The sequence below is a fragment of the Qipengyuania flava genome (assembly GCF_019448255.1).
Lineage (GTDB): Bacteria > Pseudomonadota > Alphaproteobacteria > Sphingomonadales > Sphingomonadaceae > Qipengyuania > Qipengyuania flava_A.
Genome location: NZ_CP080410.1, coordinates 1,153,914 through 1,171,739 on the forward strand (window position 1 = coordinate 1,153,914; position 17,826 = coordinate 1,171,739).

The 17,826-nt window shown below is 65.6% G+C and carries 20 protein-coding genes; 5 read left to right on the plus strand and 15 right to left on the minus strand.

The features are described 5' to 3' along the window. Positions 1 to 123 precede the first annotated feature (123 nt). The 5 genes from KUV82_RS05625 to hisG all read right to left on the minus strand — a co-directional run bounded on the left by KUV82_RS05625 (position 124) and on the right by hisG (position 5,754). The gene (locus KUV82_RS05625; protein WP_219955897.1) at positions 124 to 2,229 is read right to left on the minus strand and encodes a sodium-translocating pyrophosphatase; all 2,106 of its coding nucleotides are present in this window, start codon (positions 2,227 to 2,229) and stop codon (positions 124 to 126) included. Positions 2,230 to 2,376: 147 nt separating this feature from the next. Next, complete coding sequence (gene thiL / locus KUV82_RS05630) at positions 2,377 to 3,336, minus strand: thiamine-phosphate kinase (protein ID WP_219956229.1); 960 nt, start codon at positions 3,334 to 3,336, stop codon at positions 2,377 to 2,379. A 23-nt stretch (positions 3,337 to 3,359) separates the two neighbouring features. Next, positions 3,360 to 3,812, minus strand: a complete 453-nt coding sequence (nusB, locus tag KUV82_RS05635) for a transcription antitermination factor NusB (RefSeq protein WP_219955898.1) — start codon at positions 3,810 to 3,812, stop codon at positions 3,360 to 3,362. Further along, entirely contained in the window at positions 3,809 to 5,098 is a 1,290-nt protein-coding gene (gene hisD, locus KUV82_RS05640; RefSeq protein WP_219955899.1) for a histidinol dehydrogenase, read from the minus strand. Before hisD ends, nusB begins: the two co-directional genes overlap by 4 nt. Continuing rightward, positions 5,098 to 5,754, minus strand: coding sequence for an ATP phosphoribosyltransferase (gene hisG, locus KUV82_RS05645; RefSeq protein ID WP_219955900.1), 657 nt, complete (start codon positions 5,752 to 5,754; stop codon positions 5,098 to 5,100). Before hisG ends, hisD begins: the two co-directional genes overlap by 1 nt. Before the next feature lie 36 nt (positions 5,755 to 5,790). Here hisG and KUV82_RS05650 point away from each other — a divergent pair, with 36 nt between their 5' ends. Next, complete coding sequence (locus tag KUV82_RS05650; protein ID WP_219955901.1) at positions 5,791 to 6,882, plus strand: DUF2332 domain-containing protein; 1,092 nt, start codon at positions 5,791 to 5,793, stop codon at positions 6,880 to 6,882. Here KUV82_RS05650 and KUV82_RS05655 read toward each other — a convergent pair whose 3' ends face one another. From KUV82_RS05655 to KUV82_RS05675, 5 genes are all read right to left on the minus strand, one after another. Next, a complete protein-coding gene (locus KUV82_RS05655) occupies positions 6,883 to 7,785 on the minus strand; it encodes an alpha/beta fold hydrolase (protein WP_219955902.1) in 903 nt (300 codons plus the stop codon). A gap of 2 nt (positions 7,786 to 7,787) precedes the next feature. Next, positions 7,788 to 8,603: an SDR family NAD(P)-dependent oxidoreductase gene (locus KUV82_RS05660; RefSeq protein ID WP_219955903.1), complete on the minus strand. Its 816-nt coding sequence runs from the start codon at positions 8,601 to 8,603 to the stop codon at positions 7,788 to 7,790. 10 nt (positions 8,604 to 8,613) lie between these two features. Then, positions 8,614 to 9,504: a pirin family protein gene (locus KUV82_RS05665; protein WP_219955904.1), complete on the minus strand. Its 891-nt coding sequence runs from the start codon at positions 9,502 to 9,504 to the stop codon at positions 8,614 to 8,616. Continuing rightward, a complete protein-coding gene (locus tag KUV82_RS05670) occupies positions 9,501 to 9,893 on the minus strand; it encodes a hypothetical protein (RefSeq protein ID WP_219955905.1) in 393 nt (130 codons plus the stop codon). Before KUV82_RS05670 ends, KUV82_RS05665 begins: the two co-directional genes overlap by 4 nt. Before the next feature lie 79 nt (positions 9,894 to 9,972). Beyond that, positions 9,973 to 10,245, minus strand: coding sequence for a BolA family protein (locus KUV82_RS05675; protein WP_219955906.1), 273 nt, complete (start codon positions 10,243 to 10,245; stop codon positions 9,973 to 9,975). A gap of 60 nt (positions 10,246 to 10,305) precedes the next feature. Here KUV82_RS05675 and KUV82_RS05680 point away from each other — a divergent pair, with 60 nt between their 5' ends. Then, entirely contained in the window at positions 10,306 to 10,899 is a 594-nt protein-coding gene (locus KUV82_RS05680; protein ID WP_219955907.1) for a DnaJ domain-containing protein, read from the plus strand. Here KUV82_RS05680 and KUV82_RS05685 read toward each other — a convergent pair. The 4 genes from KUV82_RS05685 to KUV82_RS05700 are packed head-to-tail and all read right to left on the minus strand — an operon-like array spanning position 10,896 to position 13,266. After that, complete coding sequence (locus KUV82_RS05685) at positions 10,896 to 11,378, minus strand: VOC family protein (protein WP_219955908.1); 483 nt, start codon at positions 11,376 to 11,378, stop codon at positions 10,896 to 10,898. The genes KUV82_RS05680 and KUV82_RS05685 overlap by 4 nt on opposite strands. Then, positions 11,371 to 12,006 carry a glutathione S-transferase family protein gene (locus tag KUV82_RS05690; RefSeq protein ID WP_219955909.1) on the minus strand — a complete coding sequence of 212 codons (636 nt, stop codon included), beginning with the start codon at positions 12,004 to 12,006 and terminating at the stop codon, positions 11,371 to 11,373. Before KUV82_RS05690 ends, KUV82_RS05685 begins: the two co-directional genes overlap by 8 nt. After that, the gene (locus KUV82_RS05695) at positions 12,006 to 12,365 is read right to left on the minus strand and encodes a DUF1428 domain-containing protein (RefSeq protein WP_219955910.1); all 360 of its coding nucleotides are present in this window, start codon (positions 12,363 to 12,365) and stop codon (positions 12,006 to 12,008) included. The genes KUV82_RS05690 and KUV82_RS05695 overlap by 1 nt, the downstream gene beginning before the upstream one ends. A gap of 52 nt (positions 12,366 to 12,417) precedes the next feature. After that, on the minus strand, positions 12,418 to 13,266 hold the full coding sequence (locus KUV82_RS05700) for an oxygenase MpaB family protein (RefSeq protein WP_219955911.1): 849 nt from the start codon (positions 13,264 to 13,266) through the stop codon (positions 12,418 to 12,420). A 110-nt stretch (positions 13,267 to 13,376) separates the two neighbouring features. Here KUV82_RS05700 and KUV82_RS05705 point away from each other — a divergent pair, with 110 nt between their 5' ends. The 3 genes from KUV82_RS05705 (at position 13,377) to KUV82_RS05715 (ending at position 17,416) form a co-directional block, all read left to right on the plus strand. Further along, complete coding sequence (locus KUV82_RS05705) at positions 13,377 to 14,363, plus strand: AAA family ATPase (protein ID WP_219955912.1); 987 nt, start codon at positions 13,377 to 13,379, stop codon at positions 14,361 to 14,363. A 24-nt stretch (positions 14,364 to 14,387) separates the two neighbouring features. Beyond that, a complete protein-coding gene (locus tag KUV82_RS05710; protein WP_219955913.1) occupies positions 14,388 to 15,143 on the plus strand; it encodes an energy transducer TonB in 756 nt (251 codons plus the stop codon). 68 nt (positions 15,144 to 15,211) lie between these two features. Further along, positions 15,212 to 17,416 carry a transglycosylase domain-containing protein gene (locus KUV82_RS05715; RefSeq protein WP_219955914.1) on the plus strand — a complete coding sequence of 735 codons (2,205 nt, stop codon included), beginning with the start codon at positions 15,212 to 15,214 and terminating at the stop codon, positions 17,414 to 17,416. Here KUV82_RS05715 and KUV82_RS05720 read toward each other — a convergent pair. Continuing rightward, positions 17,413 to 17,826: a PaaI family thioesterase gene (locus tag KUV82_RS05720; RefSeq protein ID WP_219955915.1), complete on the minus strand. Its 414-nt coding sequence runs from the start codon at positions 17,824 to 17,826 to the stop codon at positions 17,413 to 17,415. The two genes, KUV82_RS05715 and KUV82_RS05720, sit on opposite strands and share 4 nt — an antisense overlap.

Below are 17,826 nucleotides of genomic sequence, written 5' to 3' on the forward strand. Positions count from 1 at the left end.
CATTCCTAGCCGAGCGGGGCTGAAAAAGGCTTAACGCGCGAGCAAAGCACCACGCAAAAGCCCCGCGCGGTTCGCACCGCGCGGGGCCTTGTTGCAGGATTGCTCCTGCCTCAGTGCATCGGATCAGCCGGCCGCGAGTGCTGCCAGCAGCAGCAGGGCGACGATGTTGGTGATCTTGATCATCGGGTTCACGGCCGGACCCGCGGTGTCCTTGTAGGGATCGCCCACGGTGTCGCCGGTCACGGCAGCCTTGTGGGCTTCCGAGCCCTTGCCGCCGTGGTTGCCGTCTTCGATGTACTTCTTCGCATTGTCCCATGCGCCGCCACCGGCGGTCATCGAGAGTGCGACGAAGATACCGCCGATTATCACGCCGAGCAGCAGTGCGCCGACGGCTGCAAAGGCGTTCTCCTGGCCTGCAAGCAGGTTGATCGCGAAATAGACCACGATCGGTGCGAGCAGCGGCAGCATCGAGGGGATGATCATCTCCTTGATGGCGGCCTTGGTCACCAGGTCGACCGTCTTGGCGTAGTTCGGCTTGCTGGTGCCGGCCATGATGCCGGCATCGGCTGCGAACTGCTCGCGCACGTCGACCACCACGTCACCGGCTGCGCGGCCCACGGCGGTCATGCCCATCGCACCGAAGAGGTACGGGAGCAGTGCGCCAAGCAGCAGGCCGACGATGACGTAGGGGTTCTCGAGGCTGAAGTTCACGTCAGCATCCGGGAACAGCTTGGCAAGGTCGGTCGTGTAGGCTGCGAACAGCACCAGTGCGCCGAGGCCCGCCGAACCGATCGCGTAACCCTTGGTCACGGCCTTGGTGGTGTTACCCACCGCGTCGAGCATGTCGGTCTTCTCGCGAACGCTGTCGTCGAGACCGGCCATTTCGGCGATGCCGCCTGCGTTGTCCGTCACCGGACCGTAGGCGTCGAGCGCCACGACCATGCCGGCCAGCGCCAGCATTGCGGTGGCCGCATAGGCGATGCCCATGAGGCCTGCGAGCTGGAAGGTGGCGATGATGCCTGCAACGATCACGATCGTCGGCAGGGCGGTCGATTCAAGGCTGATGGCGAGGCCCTGGATCACGTTCGTTCCGTGGCCCGTTTCCGAGCTCTTGGCGATCGAGCGCACCGGACGATAATTCGTGCCGGTGTAGTACTCGGTGATCCAGATGATCAGGCCGGTGATGGCGAGACCGATGACCGCGCACCAGAACAGGTCCATGCCGGTAAAGGTCGCGCCGCCGTCACGCGTGATCTCGGTGGCCATGCCGCCAAGGGCATAGTCCATCACGAAGTAGATCAGCGGGATGGCCAGAACGGCCGAGACGATGAAGCCCTTGTACATCGCGGCCATCACGTTCGTGCTGCCGTTGCCCAGCTTCACGAAATAGGTGCCGATGATGCTGGTCACGATGCACGCGCCGCCGATCAGCAGCGGGAGCGACATGAGCGGCATAAACAGATCGCCCAGCGCGGTGCCGAACAGGATCGCGGTCAGGACCATGGTGACACCGACGGTGACGACATAGGTCTCGAACAGGTCGGCAGCCATGCCGGCGCAGTCGCCGACGTTGTCGCCCACATTGTCGGCGATCACGGCCGGGTTGCGCGGATCGTCTTCCGGGATGCCTGCTTCGACCTTGCCGACGAGGTCGGCGCCAACGTCGGCAGCCTTGGTGAAGATACCGCCGCCAAGACGCGCGAAGATCGAGATCAGCGAGGCGCCGAAGGCGAGGCCGACAAGGCCATAGACCACTTCATCGCTATCGGCGGCAAAGCCTGCGGGCCCTGCGAGGTACCAGAAGAACACCGCGATCGAGAGCAGGGCGAGACCTGCCACGAGCATGCCGGTGATGGCGCCTGCGCGGAATGCAAGGGTGAGGCCCTGCTGCAGCCCGCTCTGTGCGGCAGCAGCCGTACGCACGTTCGAGCGCACCGAGATATTCATCCCGATAAAGCCCGCGACGCCCGAAAGAACGGCGCCAATCACGAAGCCGACAGCCGGCCACGGGCCAAGAAACACGAAAACCAGCACGGCGACGACGACGCCGACCATGCCGATAGTGGTGTACTGACGCTTCAGGTAAGCCTGCGCGCCTTCCTGGATGGCGCTGGCGATTTCCTGCATTTTCTCATTGCCGGCACCCGAGTTGAGCACCTGGCGGCTGGTGACGAAGCCGTAAATGACGGCGAGCAGTCCCAGCCCAATAGATATGAGCACTAAGTCCACGAAATTTCCCCTCCCGATTTATGTTTATGCTTTCCGACCTTGGGAGACGTCGGAGCATGTAGGGCGTGGGTATAAGGGGCCTATGTTGCGTGACAAGGCCGAATTGCGCAGCAATCCGCGCTTATCGACACGGCGTTTCGCAACGGGTCAGTGCTGGTAGCCGAGTGGGGTGTCTTCGCGCGGCGGCTTGCCGTCGACAAGCAGCGGAGAACCGGTGCCTTTAGTGACCCGACCGATTAGGTTCGCTTCGACCGGCAGGCGGGCCTTGTCCGGCGCTGTGAACAGGAGGGCGTAGTCGTCCCCCCAGCGGCAGGCGGCCATGCGCATGGGCCAGCCTTTGGACATGACATCGAGCTGGTTGCCCTGCGCGGCGCGCTCGCGGAAACGGTCCGAATGCGGAACGGCGTCGACTTCGATGCTGAGTGTCACCCCGCTTGCCTTGGCCATCCGGCTGGCATCGAGGAACAGGCCGTCCGACACGTCCATCATCGCCGTGACATGCGGCGCAAGACGCTGGCCTTCCTCCAGCAGGGGGCGAGGGCGCAGGAAGGCCTCCACGAACAGCGGGTCGGGCACGTAGGGTCGGGGGATGTCACCGGCGAATTCAGGCTGGGGACCCGTCTCTTTCTCGCGCTCCAGGCGTTGCAATTCGTGATGGCCGGCCATGGCTTCCCCGATCAGGCCGCAAACATAGACGCCGTCCCCGACCTGGGCACCGGACCGGGAGGGGACCGGCGTGTGCGTTGCCCGGCCAATCGCGGTCAGGCCCAGCGTGCGCGGGCCCTTGGCTGCAACCGTGTCACCGCCGAGCAGGGGCACCTCGTATTCGCCAAGGATCGCCGACAGGCCTTCGATGAAGCGTTCGTCGCCCTCGCCAAGCGTATGCGACAGCAGCACGCCGACCGGTTGCGCGCCCTTGGCGGCCAGGTCGGATAGGTTGGTTGCGACCAGCTTCCAGGCAATGTCGAACGGATCGGTGCCGGGGATCCAGTGCGTGCCCTCGGCCATGGCGTCGTGCGTCAGGACAAGCGTTTCGCCGCCCACTTCGAGCACCGCTGCATCGTCTTCCAGCCCGCGGGCGGCGGGCGTATCGGCCAGCGCCTTCAGCGCGGCGATAAACGCGGCTTCGTTCAGCGCCCGGCTTCCTTGGCGACCGCGTCGAGAATGCCGTTGACGAACTTGGCTTCGCGGTCGTCGAAGAAGGCCTTGGCGACATCGACATATTCGCTGATCGCGCTCGCCTTGGGCACATCGGGCCGGGCGATCAGTTCGTAGGCACCGGCGCGCAGGATCTGCAGCATGGTCTTGTCGAGCCGTGCAAGCGTCCAGCCTTCGGCGAGGCGCGCGGTCAGTTTCTCGTCGATCTCGTCCCGGCGCGCGTCGACGCCGCTCACGAGATCATCGAAGAAGTCGACATCGGCCTCGGCGTATTCCTCGTCCTCGATCACGCGGCCGAGGCGGTGCTGGTGAAATTCGTCGAGCAGCTTGGGCAGGCGCGTGCCCTCCATCTGCTGCTGGTAAAGCGCCTGCACTGCGCCAAGGCGGGCGGCGCTGCGGGCCTGGGATTTGGGGTTCTGGTTCATTTCAGTCTCGTGGAAATCGACAGGGCGTGCGCGGGAAGGCCTTCCGCCTCCGCCAGCTTGACCGCCGCCGGGCCGATCGCGGCGAGCGCGGCTTCGGAAGCGTCGATGAAGCTGGTGCGCTTCATGAAATCGAGCACCGACAGCCCGCTGGCAAAGCGTGCGCGGCGGCCGGTGGGCAGCACGTGGTTGGGCCCGGCTATGTAGTCGCCGACGGCCTCGGGCGTGTGGCGGCCAAGGAACACGCTGCCCGCATGGCGCATGGCATCGAACAGCACCTGCGGCTCGTCGACCATCAGTTCGACATGCTCGGCGGCGAGGCGGTCGGACAGGGCGGGGGCTTCGTCGAGCGAACCGACAAGCACGATCAGGCCGTGCGCGTCCCAGCTCGCTCTGGCGGTCTTGGCCGTGGGGAGGTTCATCAGCGCGATGTCGATCGCGTCCTCGACCTGGCGGGCCAGAGCTTCGCTGTCGGTGATCAGGATCGACTGGCTCGTCGGATCGTGCTCGGCCTGGCTGAGGAGGTCGGCTGCGATCCAGTCTGGGTTGTTGTTCGTGTCGGCAATGACGAGGATTTCGCTCGGCCCTGCGACCATGTCGATGCCGACGACGCCGTAAAGCTGGCGCTTGGCCTCCGCGACCCAGGCGTTACCCGGCCCGGCGATCACATCGACCTTGCCGATGCGCTGAGTGCCATAGGCGAGCGCGGCCACGGCCTGCGCACCGCCCACGCGCCAGATCTCGTCCACGCCCGCGATGTGCGCGGCTGCGAGGACGAGCGGGTTGCTCTCGCCCTTGGGGGTCGGCGTGGTGACGACCAGACGGTCGACCCCGGCCACTTTGGCAGGGATCGCGTTCATCAGCAGCGAGGAGGGGTAGGCGGCTCGCCCGCCCGGCACGTAGAGGCCGGCCGCGTCTACCGGCCGCCAGCGTGCGCCGAGGCGCATGCCGATGCTGTCGGTGTAGTCGCGATCTTCGGGAAGCTGGCCTTCGTGATACGCCCGGATACGGCTGGCGGCGAGCTCGAGCGCGTCGCGCAGCTCGCTATCGAGCGCCTTGTAGGCCGCTTCGCACTCCTCGGCGGAGATGGACCAGTCGGCATCCTCGGTCAGGCGGTGCTGGTCGAAGCGCGCGGTGTATTCGACCAGCGCCTTGTCGCCGCGCTCGCGCACTTCGTTGATCATGGTCGCCACGTCGCGGCCGACCTGCGCGTCGCTTTCGCGGCGATCGCGCACGACGCGGTCGAACTTCCTGGCGAAGTCTTCGTCGCTGGTTCGCAGGAACTGCATTATGCGGCCTCGCGCCGGGCGGCGTCCGCGCGGAAGGCTTCGACCAGCGCGGCGACACGCGGATCGGTCTTCAGCGCGGCGCGGTTGACGATCAGCCGGGCCGAGATGTCGAGAATGCGGCTGGTTTCGACAAGGCCGTTTTCGCGCAACGTCGTGCCGGTCGAGACCAAGTCGACGATCCGGCCGGCAAGGCCCAGTTCGGGTGCGATTTCCATAGCACCGTTCAGCTTCACGCATTCGGCCTGGATACCCATGCGCTCGAAATGGCGGCGCGTGAGGTTAGGGTATTTGGTCGCCACGCGCAGGTGGCTTGCACCATTGACGCTGGCCGCGCCTTCCTTGGGCTCGGCTACGGCAAGGTGGCAATGCCCGATGTCGAGATCGACCGGCGCGTAGAGGTCGGCGTAGTCGAATTCCTCGATCACGTCGGAGCCGACGATGCCCATCTGCGCCGCGCCATGCGCAACGAAAGTGGCGACGTCGAACGCGCGCACGCGGATGAGCCGCATGTCCTCACGCGTGGTCGCGAAGGTCAGCGAGCGGTTGGCCTTGTCGTGGAAACCGTCCTCGGGCACCACGCCGGCGTGCGCCATCACGGGCAGCGCCTCGTCGAGGATGCGGCCCTTGGGAACGGCGAAGGTCAGGCATTCGTTCATGGGGTGCGCAGATAGGCAGGAGGTGACCAAAGGGCAATGGCGATCGACACAGCGAAATACGTCGTGACCGAGCCGGGCGCCACGGGCGCCGATGCGGTCAACCGGGCCTTCGAAAACCAGGTCGCCTATTGCCGGGACAACAACGCGCCGATCACGGCGCAGGTTTGCCAGTCCCTCCTCGAGCTGCTGGACACCGACCGCGGCGGCGCCGTGATGGAGCAGGTGCGCGGCTGGCAGGGCGCTCCGTTGGCCGATGCGCTCCCCTTGCGCGTTGCAGGCGGTCTGCACGCCTTGCACCTTGGCGGACACGAGGCTGCGCTTGCCTCGCTTTACGAAGGACAGGCAAGCGGCGATCCCACCGATACGATCGCGGAAGCCCTTGAGCGACACGAGCCCTTCCTGCTGCCGTGGCTCGACGGGCCGCCGCAGACCAACGAAGCGGGCCGTTCGTCGAACTTTGCGGCGGCCTTCTTATGGCTGGTCGATCATGGATTGCCGGGGCATTTTGACATTCTCGAAATCGGGTCGAGCGCTGGCATCAACCTGATGATGCGTGATTATTGCTACGACCTTGGCGGCGTGCGCGTGGGCCCGCGCGGCGCGCGCATGGCCTTCAAGCCGGAATGGCGCGGCGCGCCCCCGCCCAAGGAGGGCTTCGACATCGTCTCAGCACAGGGTTGCGACGTGGCCCCCGTGGACCTCACCGATCCCGAGCAGGCGCTGCGCCTTCGCGCCTATATCTGGCCGGAGTTCACCGAGCGCTTCGCCCGGATGGATGCGGCCATCGAGGCGGCTCTCGCCTCGCCTCCGAAGATTGCCAAATTGCGCGCGCTGGATTTCCTGCGCGAACAGCTCAGGCGGCCACAGGAACGCGGCACCACCCGCGTCCTGATGCATTCGGTGGTGTGGCAATACATCCCCCGCGAAGAGCGCGAGGCGATCGTCGACCTGATGGAATCAACGGGCGGCAAGGCGGGTGAGGATACTCCCCTGGCCTGGGTGAGCGTCGAGGCGAACCGTGACACGCATCGTCACGAACTCACTGTAACCTATTGGCCGCGCGGGGAAATGCGCCGCCGCCTCGCAACCGCGCATCCGCATGGTAGCTGGATCGAGTGGGCTGGCTGATCAGCCGGTCCGGGAGAGAAACGCCTCCGCCGCCGCGTTGTACGCGTCGGGCTTCTCCCACTGCACGAAGTGGCCGCAGCCAGGCACCTGCACAATTTCCGGGTTCTCGATAACCTCGTCCAGACCGTCGAGGTTTTCGGGCGGAAGCGCCAAGTCTTCCATCGCCCATATGACCAGCGTCGGGATCGTGAGCTTGGGCAGCGGGAAGGGCTCGTAATCCTCCGGCAATTCGTAGGGCGCATCGAGAGAGAGGACTTCCATCGGGCTTGCGCGGTAATAGTTCAGCATGCCGATGGCGGCGTCCGGATTGGACCAGTCCTCCAACAGCGCGGCCTGTTCTTCGGGCTCCATCGTCGTCGTCAGCTCGCCGCCAAAGGCCTTGATCAGCAGCGCGCCCAGCCCGTGCTCGCGCACCAGCGGATCGTTCGCCGTATCGCGGAACTCGCGGAAATACTGGCTCGCCTCGCGCTGGGCCCTGTTGGTGTAGAGCAGCTTGGGAAAGAGCACCGGATGCGGCGCATTGGCGATGATGGCGCGGGTAACCCGCCCGTTCATCATGCCGCCATAGGCCACGCCCCAGGCAATCGCGCCGCCCCAGTCGTGGCCCACGATGGTGAAGCGCTCCACGCCCAGCGCATCGGCGAGGAGGAACACATCCCCCACCAGCTTGTCGGGAGTGTAGGCTTCGACCTCCTGCGGCTTGGACGATCCGCGATAGCCCCGCTGGTCGGGCGCGATGCAGCGGTAGCGGTCGGAGAAATGGGCGATCTGGTTCCGCCAGGTGCGATGGCTTTCGGGAAAGCCGTGAAGGAAGATCAGCACCGGCGCATCGCGCGGGCCTTCGTCGACCACGTCGAGGTGGATTCCGTTGGCAAGCTCCACCCGCTTCTGCTCGAGCGTCATGGTCAGCCCTCCGCCTTCATCTTCTCCATGTAGCCGGCTGCGACCATGCCGGCGACCTGGTCGAGCAGCTCGTCGGGCGTGCGGCGCATTTCGCCCATCGCCTCTTCCATGCCGTTCGCGACGATGATCTCGCGCTGGCCCGACGCGACCGCGTCGATGATCCGCTGCGCGGCCTCGGCAGGCGGGATGCCGTTGTCGATCACCTTGTCGCTGCGCCCGCGCTTCGATCCATCGGCGGTCAGTGCGTTGCGGCTGACGTCGGTGGCGACCGATCCGGGGCACACGACATGCACCTGCACACCGCTTTGCGAGAGCTCTGCACGCAGGGCGTCGGCATAACCGATCAGGCCGAACTTTGCCGCGCTGTAGGCGGTGCGCATGGGTACGCCGACCTTTCCGGCGATGGAGCTGATGAAGAGCAGGTGTCCAGTACCGCGCGCTGTCACGTGCGGCAGCAGGGCCTGCGTCGCGGCGATCTGCGCGGTGAGGTCGATATCGATGATCTCACGGTAGACGCTCATGTCCGTGTCGACCGCGGCGCTGCGCTGCGAAACGCCCGCATTGGCGACGAAGATATCGACCCCGTCCTTCCAGTCGGCCGCCTTGCTGGTTGCCTCCTGCATGGCGGCATCGTCGCGCACGTCAAAGGGCAGGATCAGCCTGTCCGTCCCCAGCTCCTCGGCGACGGCGGCAAGCCGGGCCTCGTCGCGGCCCGACAGGATGATGCTTGCACCCCGGCTTGCCCATTCGCGCGCCAAGGCGGCGCCAATGCCGGAGGACGCGCCGGTGATCCAGGCGGTCTTGCCTTCGAAACTCATATCTCTCCCCTCATGGATAGGTCACGGTCTTGGGCGCGCCGTCGGGCAGGGGGATGAACTCCTCCTCGTCGCCCGGCACCTTCGGGAAACGCCCCTGCCGCCAATCGTCTTTTGCCTGGTTGATGCGCTCGCGCCGCGAGCTCACGAAATTCCACCAGGCGTGGCGCTTCGTTTCGAACGCTTCGCCGCCCAGCAGCATGACCCGCGCACCGGTTTTCGTCTCCAGCGTCATGTCGCGGCCCGGCTGCAGCACGGCCAGTTGGTAGCGTTTGAGCACATGGCCATCGACCATCGCTTCGCCTTCGACCAGCATCACCGCGCGTTCGTCGGCCTCATCTTCCAGCGGGATCGCGCCGCCGGGCGCCAGGTGGATTTCGGCGTAGATCGTATCGGCGTAGGTCGTGGTTCCCGCGCGCTCGCCCCACAGCTCGCCCATGATGACGATGGCCTTGGCGCGCCCGTCCTCGATGACCGGCAGGTCGCTCACCGCCTCGAAAGCCGGGTCTATCTCCTCGCGCCCGTCAGGCAGCGCAAGCCAGGTCTGCATGCCGAACAGCTTGGGGCCTGCATCCTTTTCTTCCTTGGGCGAGCGCTCGGAGTGGACGATGCCCTTGCCCGCGGTCATCAGGTTCACCGTGCCGGGCCGGATGGTGGAAAAGGTGCCGAGGCTGTCTCGGTGATCGATTGCGCCTTCGAACAGCCAGGTTACCGTGGCGAGATTGATGTGCGGGTGCGGGCGCACCTCCATACCGGTGCCGATATCGAGCTGCGCGGGACCGAACTGGTCGACGAAAATAAAGGGGCCGACCATGCTGCGCGCCTTGGACGGCAAGACACGTCGGACCTCGAACTGCCCGAGATCGTGCGTCGTCGGTGTCAGCGTGAGGTCGATCTGGCTCATCCGAACATCTCCTTAAGCCTGCTGTGACGGTGCCGGAAAAAGCGGGCTACCGCCAGTTCTGCCACGCCCGGCGCGAAAAGTGGGTCGAACGCGAGCCGGTCGGTGACTGTGCTGGTATCTGCGTCGCCCGAGACTTCGCGTTCGTGCTTCCAGCTGCGCATGCCGGTCATCTGCGAATTCTCGACAAAGCCGAAGCGCCCTGAGGGCAGGTCTTCCGACAACTCGGAGAAGCAAAGCCGCGTTTTGCCCAGCGGAACCTTCCCAAGGGCGAGGAAGCGGCTGGTGAACATCGGTCTGCCGTCCGGTTGGAAGGTTTCCCTCAGGTCGTTCACGCCATCAGGCGCGGTCATGCGAACAAGGGGCCGCATCTCGTCGGCAATGCCGTTCATGGTGATGACCGTGTTCCAGACCGCTTGCGCTCCGCTGCTTAGTTCGGTTCGGAACTCGAGGTGCTTCACCGGATGCGCCTCAACCCGTCGGGGCCGACGCCTGGATGGCGAGGGCGTGGACCCGTTCGCCGGGAATGTCGCCGAGCGCCTTGTTGACCATGCGCTGGCGTTCCAGGCGGGACTTGCCGGCAAAAGCGGGCGCTTCGATCACGACGGTGAAATGCGATTCCCCGCTGCCGTCGTCGCCCGAATGTCCGGCATGGCTGGCGCTGTCGTTGATCACCTCGAGGCGGGTGGGGGCAAAGGCGTCCGTCAAAAGACGCTCCATTTCCTGCTGAACGGGTCCTGCCACGGGTTCGAATCTCCTTCTCGGGGGTTTTCTTAGCGCACTTCGCTCCCCATCCTAGAACGAATGCGCCAGTCAAAGTTTCACGGACGTTTTGAAGACACCGGCCGGGTGTGCGCCCATCCGGCGTGCCAAGAGCCGGGCGAGTTCCGCGCGCCAAGCGGACGCGGGCACGGTTTCGACGGCCCGGGCGAGTGGCGCTGGCTGTGCCTTGAACACGTTCGCGAATTCAACGCGGGATACGACTGGTTCGAGGGAATGAGCGCCGAAGAAATCTTCGCCGCGCAATCTCCGGCGTCCGGCTGGCGCACTGAGCAGCCGGCCTATCGCCCGACCGCAGGCGTCGACGGGATGCCGCGCTGGGCGGACTTTGACGATCCGCTCGAGGCGATCTCGGCCCGCGCCGCCGGCATCAAGAGCCGCGCGCGGCGCGAGGCGGAAATGGCAATGGACGGCCGCTTCAGCCGCGAGGAAGCCGAAGCGCTTGAGACCATGGGCCTTGGCCTCGACACCGACCGTCGCCGCCTGCGGCGTCGCTATTCGGAATTGGTGCGCCGCTATCACCCCGACCGCAACGGCGGGGACCGGCAGTACGAAACGCGCCTCAACCGCGTCGTCGAGGCCTACCAGACGCTGAGGAAGGCGCGGGCGATCGCCTAGCCCGCCAGCGCGGCTTCGATGCCGGCGTGATCGATCTTCACCATCTGCTGCATCGCTGCGAAGACGCGTCCTTTCGTTTCGGGGTCCTCGTGCCCGAGGCCCTCCATCAGGATGCGCGGCACGACCTGCCAGCGGATACCGAAGCGGTCCATGAGCCAGCTGCACGCCATGGGCGAACCGGTGTCGCCCAGCAGCGCGTCCCAATAGCGGTCGGTCTCCTCCTGCGTCTCCGTGAAGACCTGCAGCGACATGGCGTTAGAGAAGGTGTCGTCGGTGTTGCCGTTCATCGCCATCGTGGGAAGGCCAAGCAGGGTAAGGTCGATCGTCAACACGTCGCCTGCCTTGCCGCCCGGCGAGTCGGTCGGCGAACGGTTGACCGCGTGGATCTCGCTGTCCGGAAACAGGTCGCAATAGAAGCGCGCCGCTTCTTCCGCTCCCCTTTCGAACCACAGGCAAAGCGCCAGCTTGTTGTCAGCCATTGTTCTGTGCCTCCGCGATCAGCTTCATGTCGATGGCCTTCGCCTCGCGGTAAGCCGCGCGTTCGCGCAGGCGGTCGGCGTACGCGGTGAAGGCGGGGCGCTCGGGAATCGAGCCGAACTGGAGGCCCCAGTCGACCTGGCTGCCGACATAGACATCGGCCATCGTGAAGCGATCTCCGCACACGAAATTGCGATCGGCCAGCATTCGTTCGAGGCCGTCCATCGTCTTGTCGTAGCTGCCGAAGCCCGCCATTCCCGTCCGGTCGGCGGGCACTTCCCAGCCCATCGCCTTGGCGGTTACCGCCTGTTCCACCGGCCCCGCTGCGAAGAAGAAGAAGCGGAAGTAATCCGCCTTCTCGTGCTCCTGCGGCAGCAGGCCCGCTGCGGGATGTGTTTCGGCGAGATAGTGGCAGATTGCCGCGGCTTCGGTCACGACATGGATGTGATCGCCATCGTGGTGGTGGACCAGGGTCGGGACCTTGCCCATCGGGTTGGTTTGCCCAAGCGACGCGGGCCGGTTTTCGAAATCGACCAGTTCGGTTTCGTAATCCGCGCCGACCTCATGCAGCGCCCAGCGGGCTATCTGCCCCCGGCTCATCGGGTTGGTAAAGAAGGTGAAGTCCGCCATCAGTTGCGCCCCGTCGTGTAAAGGAGCGAGAACCCGCCCCACATCATGCGCATTCCGTCAAATGCCATCTCGCCCATTTCCTCCTCCCAGAACGCGTCGTTTTCCATCTTCGCATGGGCCTCGTCGGCGGTCGCCTTGTCCGGCCAGATCATCCAGCTGAAGACGATCCTCTCGCCCGGCTCGGCCTTCGTCGCCTTGCGGAAATCGGTCACCTTGCCGTCGGGGACGTCCACTTCCCATGTCTCGACGATCTCGGTGACGCCGTATTCGCGGAACTTCGCGCCGGCCTTTTCCGCCTGCTCGCGATAGGCCTCCTTGTTGCCTTCGGGCACGGCGATCAGGAATCCCTGGACATACATGGCTGCTCTCCTCTCAAACGCGAAGATAGCAGGCCCATGCTAAATCCCCGCGTCAATTCTGGCGGAAGGCCCAGCGCAGCGTCTTGCCCATGCCCCAGGTCGCCGCGCGCGCCGGTATGCCGGTGAGGCCGGGGCGCTCCAGCCCCAGCATCGAGCGCGCGAAGGGCGGCAGCAGGGCGACGGCCTCGGCGCCGAGCAGAGCCTGCACAGCAGGCGGGGCGCCTTGCGGGCGTTGAGTCAGGACGAGATCGGCCACCTCGCGCGCGGCGGGCGAGCTCGACAGGTCGGCGCGGAGCTCCCGAAAGATCGCTTCGGCTTCGCGGCGGTTCTCGGGTACCGGATCGGCGCCCAGCGCGCGGGCGACCAGCGCGAATTGGCGGTAGTATTCGTCCTGCTCGCTTCCCGGCATGTCCGGGCGGACATGGCGCAGATAAGCGGCCAGGAAACTGGTCGATTCGGCGACATGGACCCAGGCCAGCGTGCGCGGGTCCTGCGCCGAATAGGGCGCTCCGTCGGGCAGGGTGCCGGAGACCTTGGCGTGGATCCGGTTCACCCGCTCGATCGCCGCCATGGCGTCATCCCGGTGGCCGAAGCTGGTCACGGCGATGAAGCGCGCCGTGCGGCGCAGGCGGCCATGCATGTCGGAGCGAAAGTTCGAATGGTCGAGCACGCCCTGCAACGCATGCGGGTGGAGCATCTGCAGAAGCAGCCCGCGAATGCCGCCGACCATCATGGACACGACATCGGCGTGGACCATGCGGATCGGCGTATCCTTTAGAAACAACGCGTCCGCGTCGGAAACGGGCACCGGCTTCTCGCCGCCTTCGACATCGTTGAACACCCCGCGCACCCGCTCGACGAGCGTCTGGCGGAAGCGTTCGGAGAGCGGCGTCGGCGGCATTGGTAGGCCACTATGCGCAGCCCCGGCGGGCGAGTCGAGCGCGGCTTGGGCCGACCTGCAAATTTCGTTGCTTGCAGCTACCTATCCATCCGTCTAACCCGCTTGGCGCGATGAACGATATGACCGACAAAAGCTTCGACGCTGCCGCGAAAACCGTCCTCCCCGCGCCCGACACCACGGTCGATGTGCGCGAGACCTTCGGGATCGATATCGACTGGCAGGTGCCCGCCTTCTCCAAGCCGGACGAGCGCACCCCCGATCTCGACGAAGCCTATGTCTTCGATCCGGACACGACGCTGGCGATCCTTGCAGGCTTTGCCCACGACCGCCGCGTGATGGTGCAGGGCTATCACGGCACGGGTAAGTCGACCCACATCGAACAGGTCGCCGCGCGCCTCAACTGGCCGTGTATCCGCATCAACCTCGATGCGCACATCAGCCGTATCGACCTTGTCGGCCGCGACGCGATCGTGCTGCGCGACGGCCTGCAGGTCACCGAGTTCCGCGAAGGCCTGCTGCCCTGGGCGCTGCAGCACCCGGTTGCGCTGGTGTTCGACGAATACGATGCGGGCCGCCCGGACGTGATGTTCGTAATCCAGCGCGTGCTCGAACAGCAGGGCAAGCTGACGCTGCTCGACCAGAACCGCGTGATCCGCCCCGATGCGAACTTCCGCCTGTTCGCCACCGCCAACACGGTCGGCCTCGGCGATACGAGCGGACTTTATCACGGGACGCAGCAGATCAACCAGGGCCAGATGGACCGCTGGAACATCGTGGTTGGCCTCAACTACCTGCCGGCCGAGACCGAGCAGAAGATCGTCGAGGCGAAGAACCCGGATATCGATCCCAAGATCCTTGGCGACATGATCAAGGTGGCCGACCTGTCGCGCCAGGGCTTCATCAATGGCGATATCAGCACGGTGATGAGCCCGCGTACGGTCATCACCTGGGCGCAGAACTACGCCATCTTCAAGGATGTCGGCTTCTCGTTCCGGCTTTCCTTCCTCAACAAATGCGACGAAGAAGAGCGCATGCTGGTGGCCGAATACTACCAGCGAGTCTTTGGCGACGACCTGCCCGAAAGCGTGGTGGGCTAGCCGCCTTCAAGGGGAGGGTCGCTTATGTTCTCCGTGATTGCCGCTGCGCTGGTTGCTGCCAGCCAGCCCGTCGCCGCGCCTGCTGCCGAGGAAGCGCCGCAGCCGGTCTCGAGGCCTGAGGGCGCGGAAAAGCCTGCCGAGCTTACCCGCGAACTGCGCGCCAAGATCACCCCGCCGACCTTCGTATCGGGTGACCGCGCCCCCTATCCCGAGGAAGCCAAGGCGCTGGGCCATCACGGCGAGGCACGGGTCTCCGTCACGATCGACGAGACCGGTTCCGTCACTGCCGCTGAAATTCGCAAGTCGACCAAGTCGGAGCTGCTCGACGCCTCGGCGCTTGCCACGGCACGCTCGGCCCGGTTCACACCGGCCCTCGACGCTGATGGCGAGCCCATGCCGCTGTCCTTCGTGGTGCCCTACGAATTCTACAAGTCGAAATCGTCCGAGCCGGGCGGCGGGCTGGTTCGCTACAGCTGCGCCGATTTCACTCTGGATACGGATTGGTGGGAAAGCCTTGAACAGGTCGATGACCGCGGCCGGCCGGAAAAGACGCAGCTCGAAAATATGCTTCTGGGTCTGCGGACCATCGTGGCCGGGCGCGGGGAGCTTATCCCCACCGATCCCAAGCGCTTCCTCCAGATGATGGAGGATCACCGCAAGGGCTGGGCAAAGGCGCGCGAGAAGTGCCGCGCCAATCCGGACAAGCTGTTGATCGACTATCTGGACAACCGCAAGGCGATCGAGCGTTTGTCCGAGATGACCGCGCGCGAACGGCGCTAGTCCGGTTGCGATGGGTTCATCGCGCACCCCCTATGAATCGCTGTGTTGTTAGTCTAACACAGTAGGCAATGGGTTTTCTCGATTCCTTCCGGCGCAGGCCCGATGCGGGCGAAGAGCGGCCCTCGCACGCCGGCTATTACGCCACGCATGACACGCTCGACTACGACAGCTGGGATGACCGGCTGGACCGTCTCGACAGCGCGCTGGCGGCCGAGGAGAAGAAGCGCACGCGTTGGTGGCAGCGCGAGTACTGGCGCGGCCGCCGCAAGCGCTGGTGGGCGGGGCGGCTCGTGCTGGGCGCGCTGGCGCTGGTCCTGGTGCTCTTCGCCTGGCTGGCGATCACCGCGCCTTTGTCGAAGTCCCTCGAACCCATTGCCGCGCCGCAGATTACCCTGCTGGCCGCCGATGGCACGCCGATTGCCCGCAACGGGGCCATTACCGACGAGCCGGTCGAGGTGGCGCAGCTCCCGCCCCATGTGATCGAGGCTTTCCTGGCGACCGAGGACCGGCGCTTCTATTCGCATTGGGGCGTCGACCCGCGCGGCATTGCGCGCGCGGCGATCACCGGCACGGGCGGTGGTAGCACGATCACGCAGCAGCTGGCGAAGTTCACCTTCCTCACGCCCGAACGCACCCTGACCCGCAAGGCGCGCGAGGCGCTGATCGCCTTCTGGCTGGAAGGGTGGCTGACCAAGGACGAGATTCTCAGCCGCTACCTCTCCAACGCCTATTTCGGCGACAATGTGTACGGGTTGAGAGCCGCGAGCCTGCACTATTTCTACCGCAAGCCGGAGAACCTCAAACCCAACCAGGCCGCCATGCTGGCCGGGCTGCTGCAGGCGCCCAGCGCCTACAATCCGACCAAGCATTACGACAGGGCCGAACGGCGCATGCGCATCGTGATCCAGTCGATGGTCGATGCCGGCTACATCACCGAAGCCGAAGCGCGGGCGATGAAACCGCCGGCGCTCGACGTGCGCACGCGCAACGATTTGCCCACCGGCACCTATTTCGCCGACTGGGCGCTGCCCGAAGCGCGCGAGTTCACCGAACAGGGCTACGCCCGCCAGACGCTGACCACGACGCTCGACAGCCGGCTTCAGGCGATCGCACGCCAGGTGACCCAGCGCGCGCCGCTGGGCGAAGCGCAGGTGGCGCTGGTGGCCATGCGGCGGAACGGGGAAGTCGTCGCGATGATCGGGGGCAAGGACTACGCCAAAAGCCCCTTCAACCGCGCCACCCAGGCCAAGCGCCAGCCCGGCTCCACGATCAAGACCTTCGTCTATCTCGCGGCCCTGCGGAACGGCTGGTCGCCTGACGACAGCGTGGCCAACACCGAGATCACCGAAGGCAGCTACCGCCCGCGCAACGCCAACGGGCGGTATTCGGACAGCATCACCCTGCGCGATGCGCTCGCCCAGTCGAGCAATGTCGCAACGCTGCGCCTGTTCAACGAAGTCGGTTCGGAGCGGGTCATTGCCACCGCGCGCGACTTCGGGATCGAGGCGGAGTTCGTCGAAGGCGATCCGAGCATTGCGCTTGGCTCGACCAGCATGAGCCTGATCGAGCTGACCTCCGCCTATGCCGGGATTGCCGCGAACAGCTTCCCGATCGAGCCGCACGCCTTTGCACGCGAGGAATCGAGCTGGTGGGACCGGCTGTGGGACGGCTCGAAATCGCTATCGGGCGGCACGCATGGCGATATCGAGGACATGCTGCGCGGCGCGATCAACAACGGCACCGGGCGAGCGGCCATGCTGCGCGGGCCGAATTTCGGCAAGACGGGGACCAGCCAGGACAACCGCGACGCGCTCTTCGTGGGCTATGCGGGCGACCTGGTGGTCGGCGTATGGATCGGCAATGACGACAATTCGCCGCTGAAAGGCGGTATCAGCGGCGGCGGCTTGCCGGCGCGCATCTGGCGCGACTTCATGAACCGGGCAATGAACGTGGGCGCCGTCTCAAGCCAGCCAGCCCCGCGCGAACAGGACGATCCGGGCGGCCCGATCGAACCGCTCGACGTGCCGGACCTTGAGGACATCCCGATTGGCGACGGCAACTCGCGCCTGCGCATCCGCGACGGCGAAGCCACCTTCTCGACCGAAATCGACGGCATTCCGGTGGACATCACCTTTGGCGGCGAGAACGGCGTCGCGATCGATGAGGAAGCGATAGAGGAAGCGCGCCGCCGCGCCGACGAGCGCCGCTACGAAGCGATCCGCAACCGGCGCGACGAGCGCCTTCGCGAACTGGAAGAGGGCGCGCCGAACTAGCCGTCGGTTTCCGCCATCAGCACGTTCATCACCGCGGTCGCGATGGGGCGGGAGGGATCGTCCTGCCAGGCTTCGACCGTGATATTGGCGCTGCGCCGGCCCAGCTTGGTGATCCGGCCCTTGGCATAGCTGGTCCGGCTCTTTCCGGCGGCAAGGTATTGCACCGTGATGTTGATCGGCTTGAGAGCGGCCTTGCGGTCAAGCCTTGCGAGTTCGGCCCGCAGGGCCGAATAGCCTGCGGTTTCCAGCAGGCCCCCGGTCGCGCCGCCATGATAGTGCTCGGGCCGGCCTTCGACGGTCTCTTCAAACGGCACCATCATGACGGGCGTGCCGTCTTCCCAGCGATCGAGCGTGATGCCGAGCGAACGGGCGTAGGGCGTCAGGGCTTCGACTTCGTTCGTGTCCGACAT

Excerpts from the sequence above, each read along its gene's own strand:
- KUV82_RS05720 (WP_219955915.1), bottom strand. The coding sequence starts at position 17,826 with ATGTCGGACACGAACGAAGTCGAAGCCCTGACGCCCTACGCCCGTTCG.
- hisD (WP_219955899.1), bottom strand. The coding sequence starts at position 5,098 with ATGCAGTTCCTGCGAACCAGCGACGAAGACTTCGCCAGGAAGTTCGAC.
- KUV82_RS05670 (WP_219955905.1), bottom strand. The coding sequence starts at position 9,893 with ATGAACGGCATTGCCGACGAGATGCGGCCCCTTGTTCGCATGACCGCG.
- KUV82_RS05685 (WP_219955908.1), bottom strand. The coding sequence starts at position 11,378 with ATGGCTGACAACAAGCTGGCGCTTTGCCTGTGGTTCGAAAGGGGAGCG.
- KUV82_RS05710 (WP_219955913.1), top strand. The coding sequence starts at position 14,388 with ATGTTCTCCGTGATTGCCGCTGCGCTGGTTGCTGCCAGCCAGCCCGTC.
- KUV82_RS05695 (WP_219955910.1), bottom strand. The coding sequence starts at position 12,365 with ATGTATGTCCAGGGATTCCTGATCGCCGTGCCCGAAGGCAACAAGGAG.
- KUV82_RS05715 (WP_219955914.1), top strand. The coding sequence starts at position 15,212 with ATGGGTTTTCTCGATTCCTTCCGGCGCAGGCCCGATGCGGGCGAAGAG.
- KUV82_RS05705 (WP_219955912.1), top strand. The coding sequence starts at position 13,377 with ATGAACGATATGACCGACAAAAGCTTCGACGCTGCCGCGAAAACCGTC.
- KUV82_RS05665 (WP_219955904.1), bottom strand. The coding sequence starts at position 9,504 with ATGAGCCAGATCGACCTCACGCTGACACCGACGACGCACGATCTCGGG.
- KUV82_RS05650 (WP_219955901.1), top strand. The coding sequence starts at position 5,791 with ATGGCGATCGACACAGCGAAATACGTCGTGACCGAGCCGGGCGCCACG.
- hisG (WP_219955900.1), bottom strand. The coding sequence starts at position 5,754 with ATGAACGAATGCCTGACCTTCGCCGTTCCCAAGGGCCGCATCCTCGAC.
- KUV82_RS05655 (WP_219955902.1), bottom strand. The coding sequence starts at position 7,785 with ATGACGCTCGAGCAGAAGCGGGTGGAGCTTGCCAACGGAATCCACCTC.
- KUV82_RS05690 (WP_219955909.1), bottom strand. The coding sequence starts at position 12,006 with ATGGCGGACTTCACCTTCTTTACCAACCCGATGAGCCGGGGGCAGATA.
- KUV82_RS05680 (WP_219955907.1), top strand. The coding sequence starts at position 10,306 with ATGCGCCAGTCAAAGTTTCACGGACGTTTTGAAGACACCGGCCGGGTG.
- KUV82_RS05700 (WP_219955911.1), bottom strand. The coding sequence starts at position 13,266 with ATGCCGCCGACGCCGCTCTCCGAACGCTTCCGCCAGACGCTCGTCGAG.
- KUV82_RS05660 (WP_219955903.1), bottom strand. The coding sequence starts at position 8,603 with ATGAGTTTCGAAGGCAAGACCGCCTGGATCACCGGCGCGTCCTCCGGC.
- nusB (WP_219955898.1), bottom strand. The coding sequence starts at position 3,812 with ATGAACCAGAACCCCAAATCCCAGGCCCGCAGCGCCGCCCGCCTTGGC.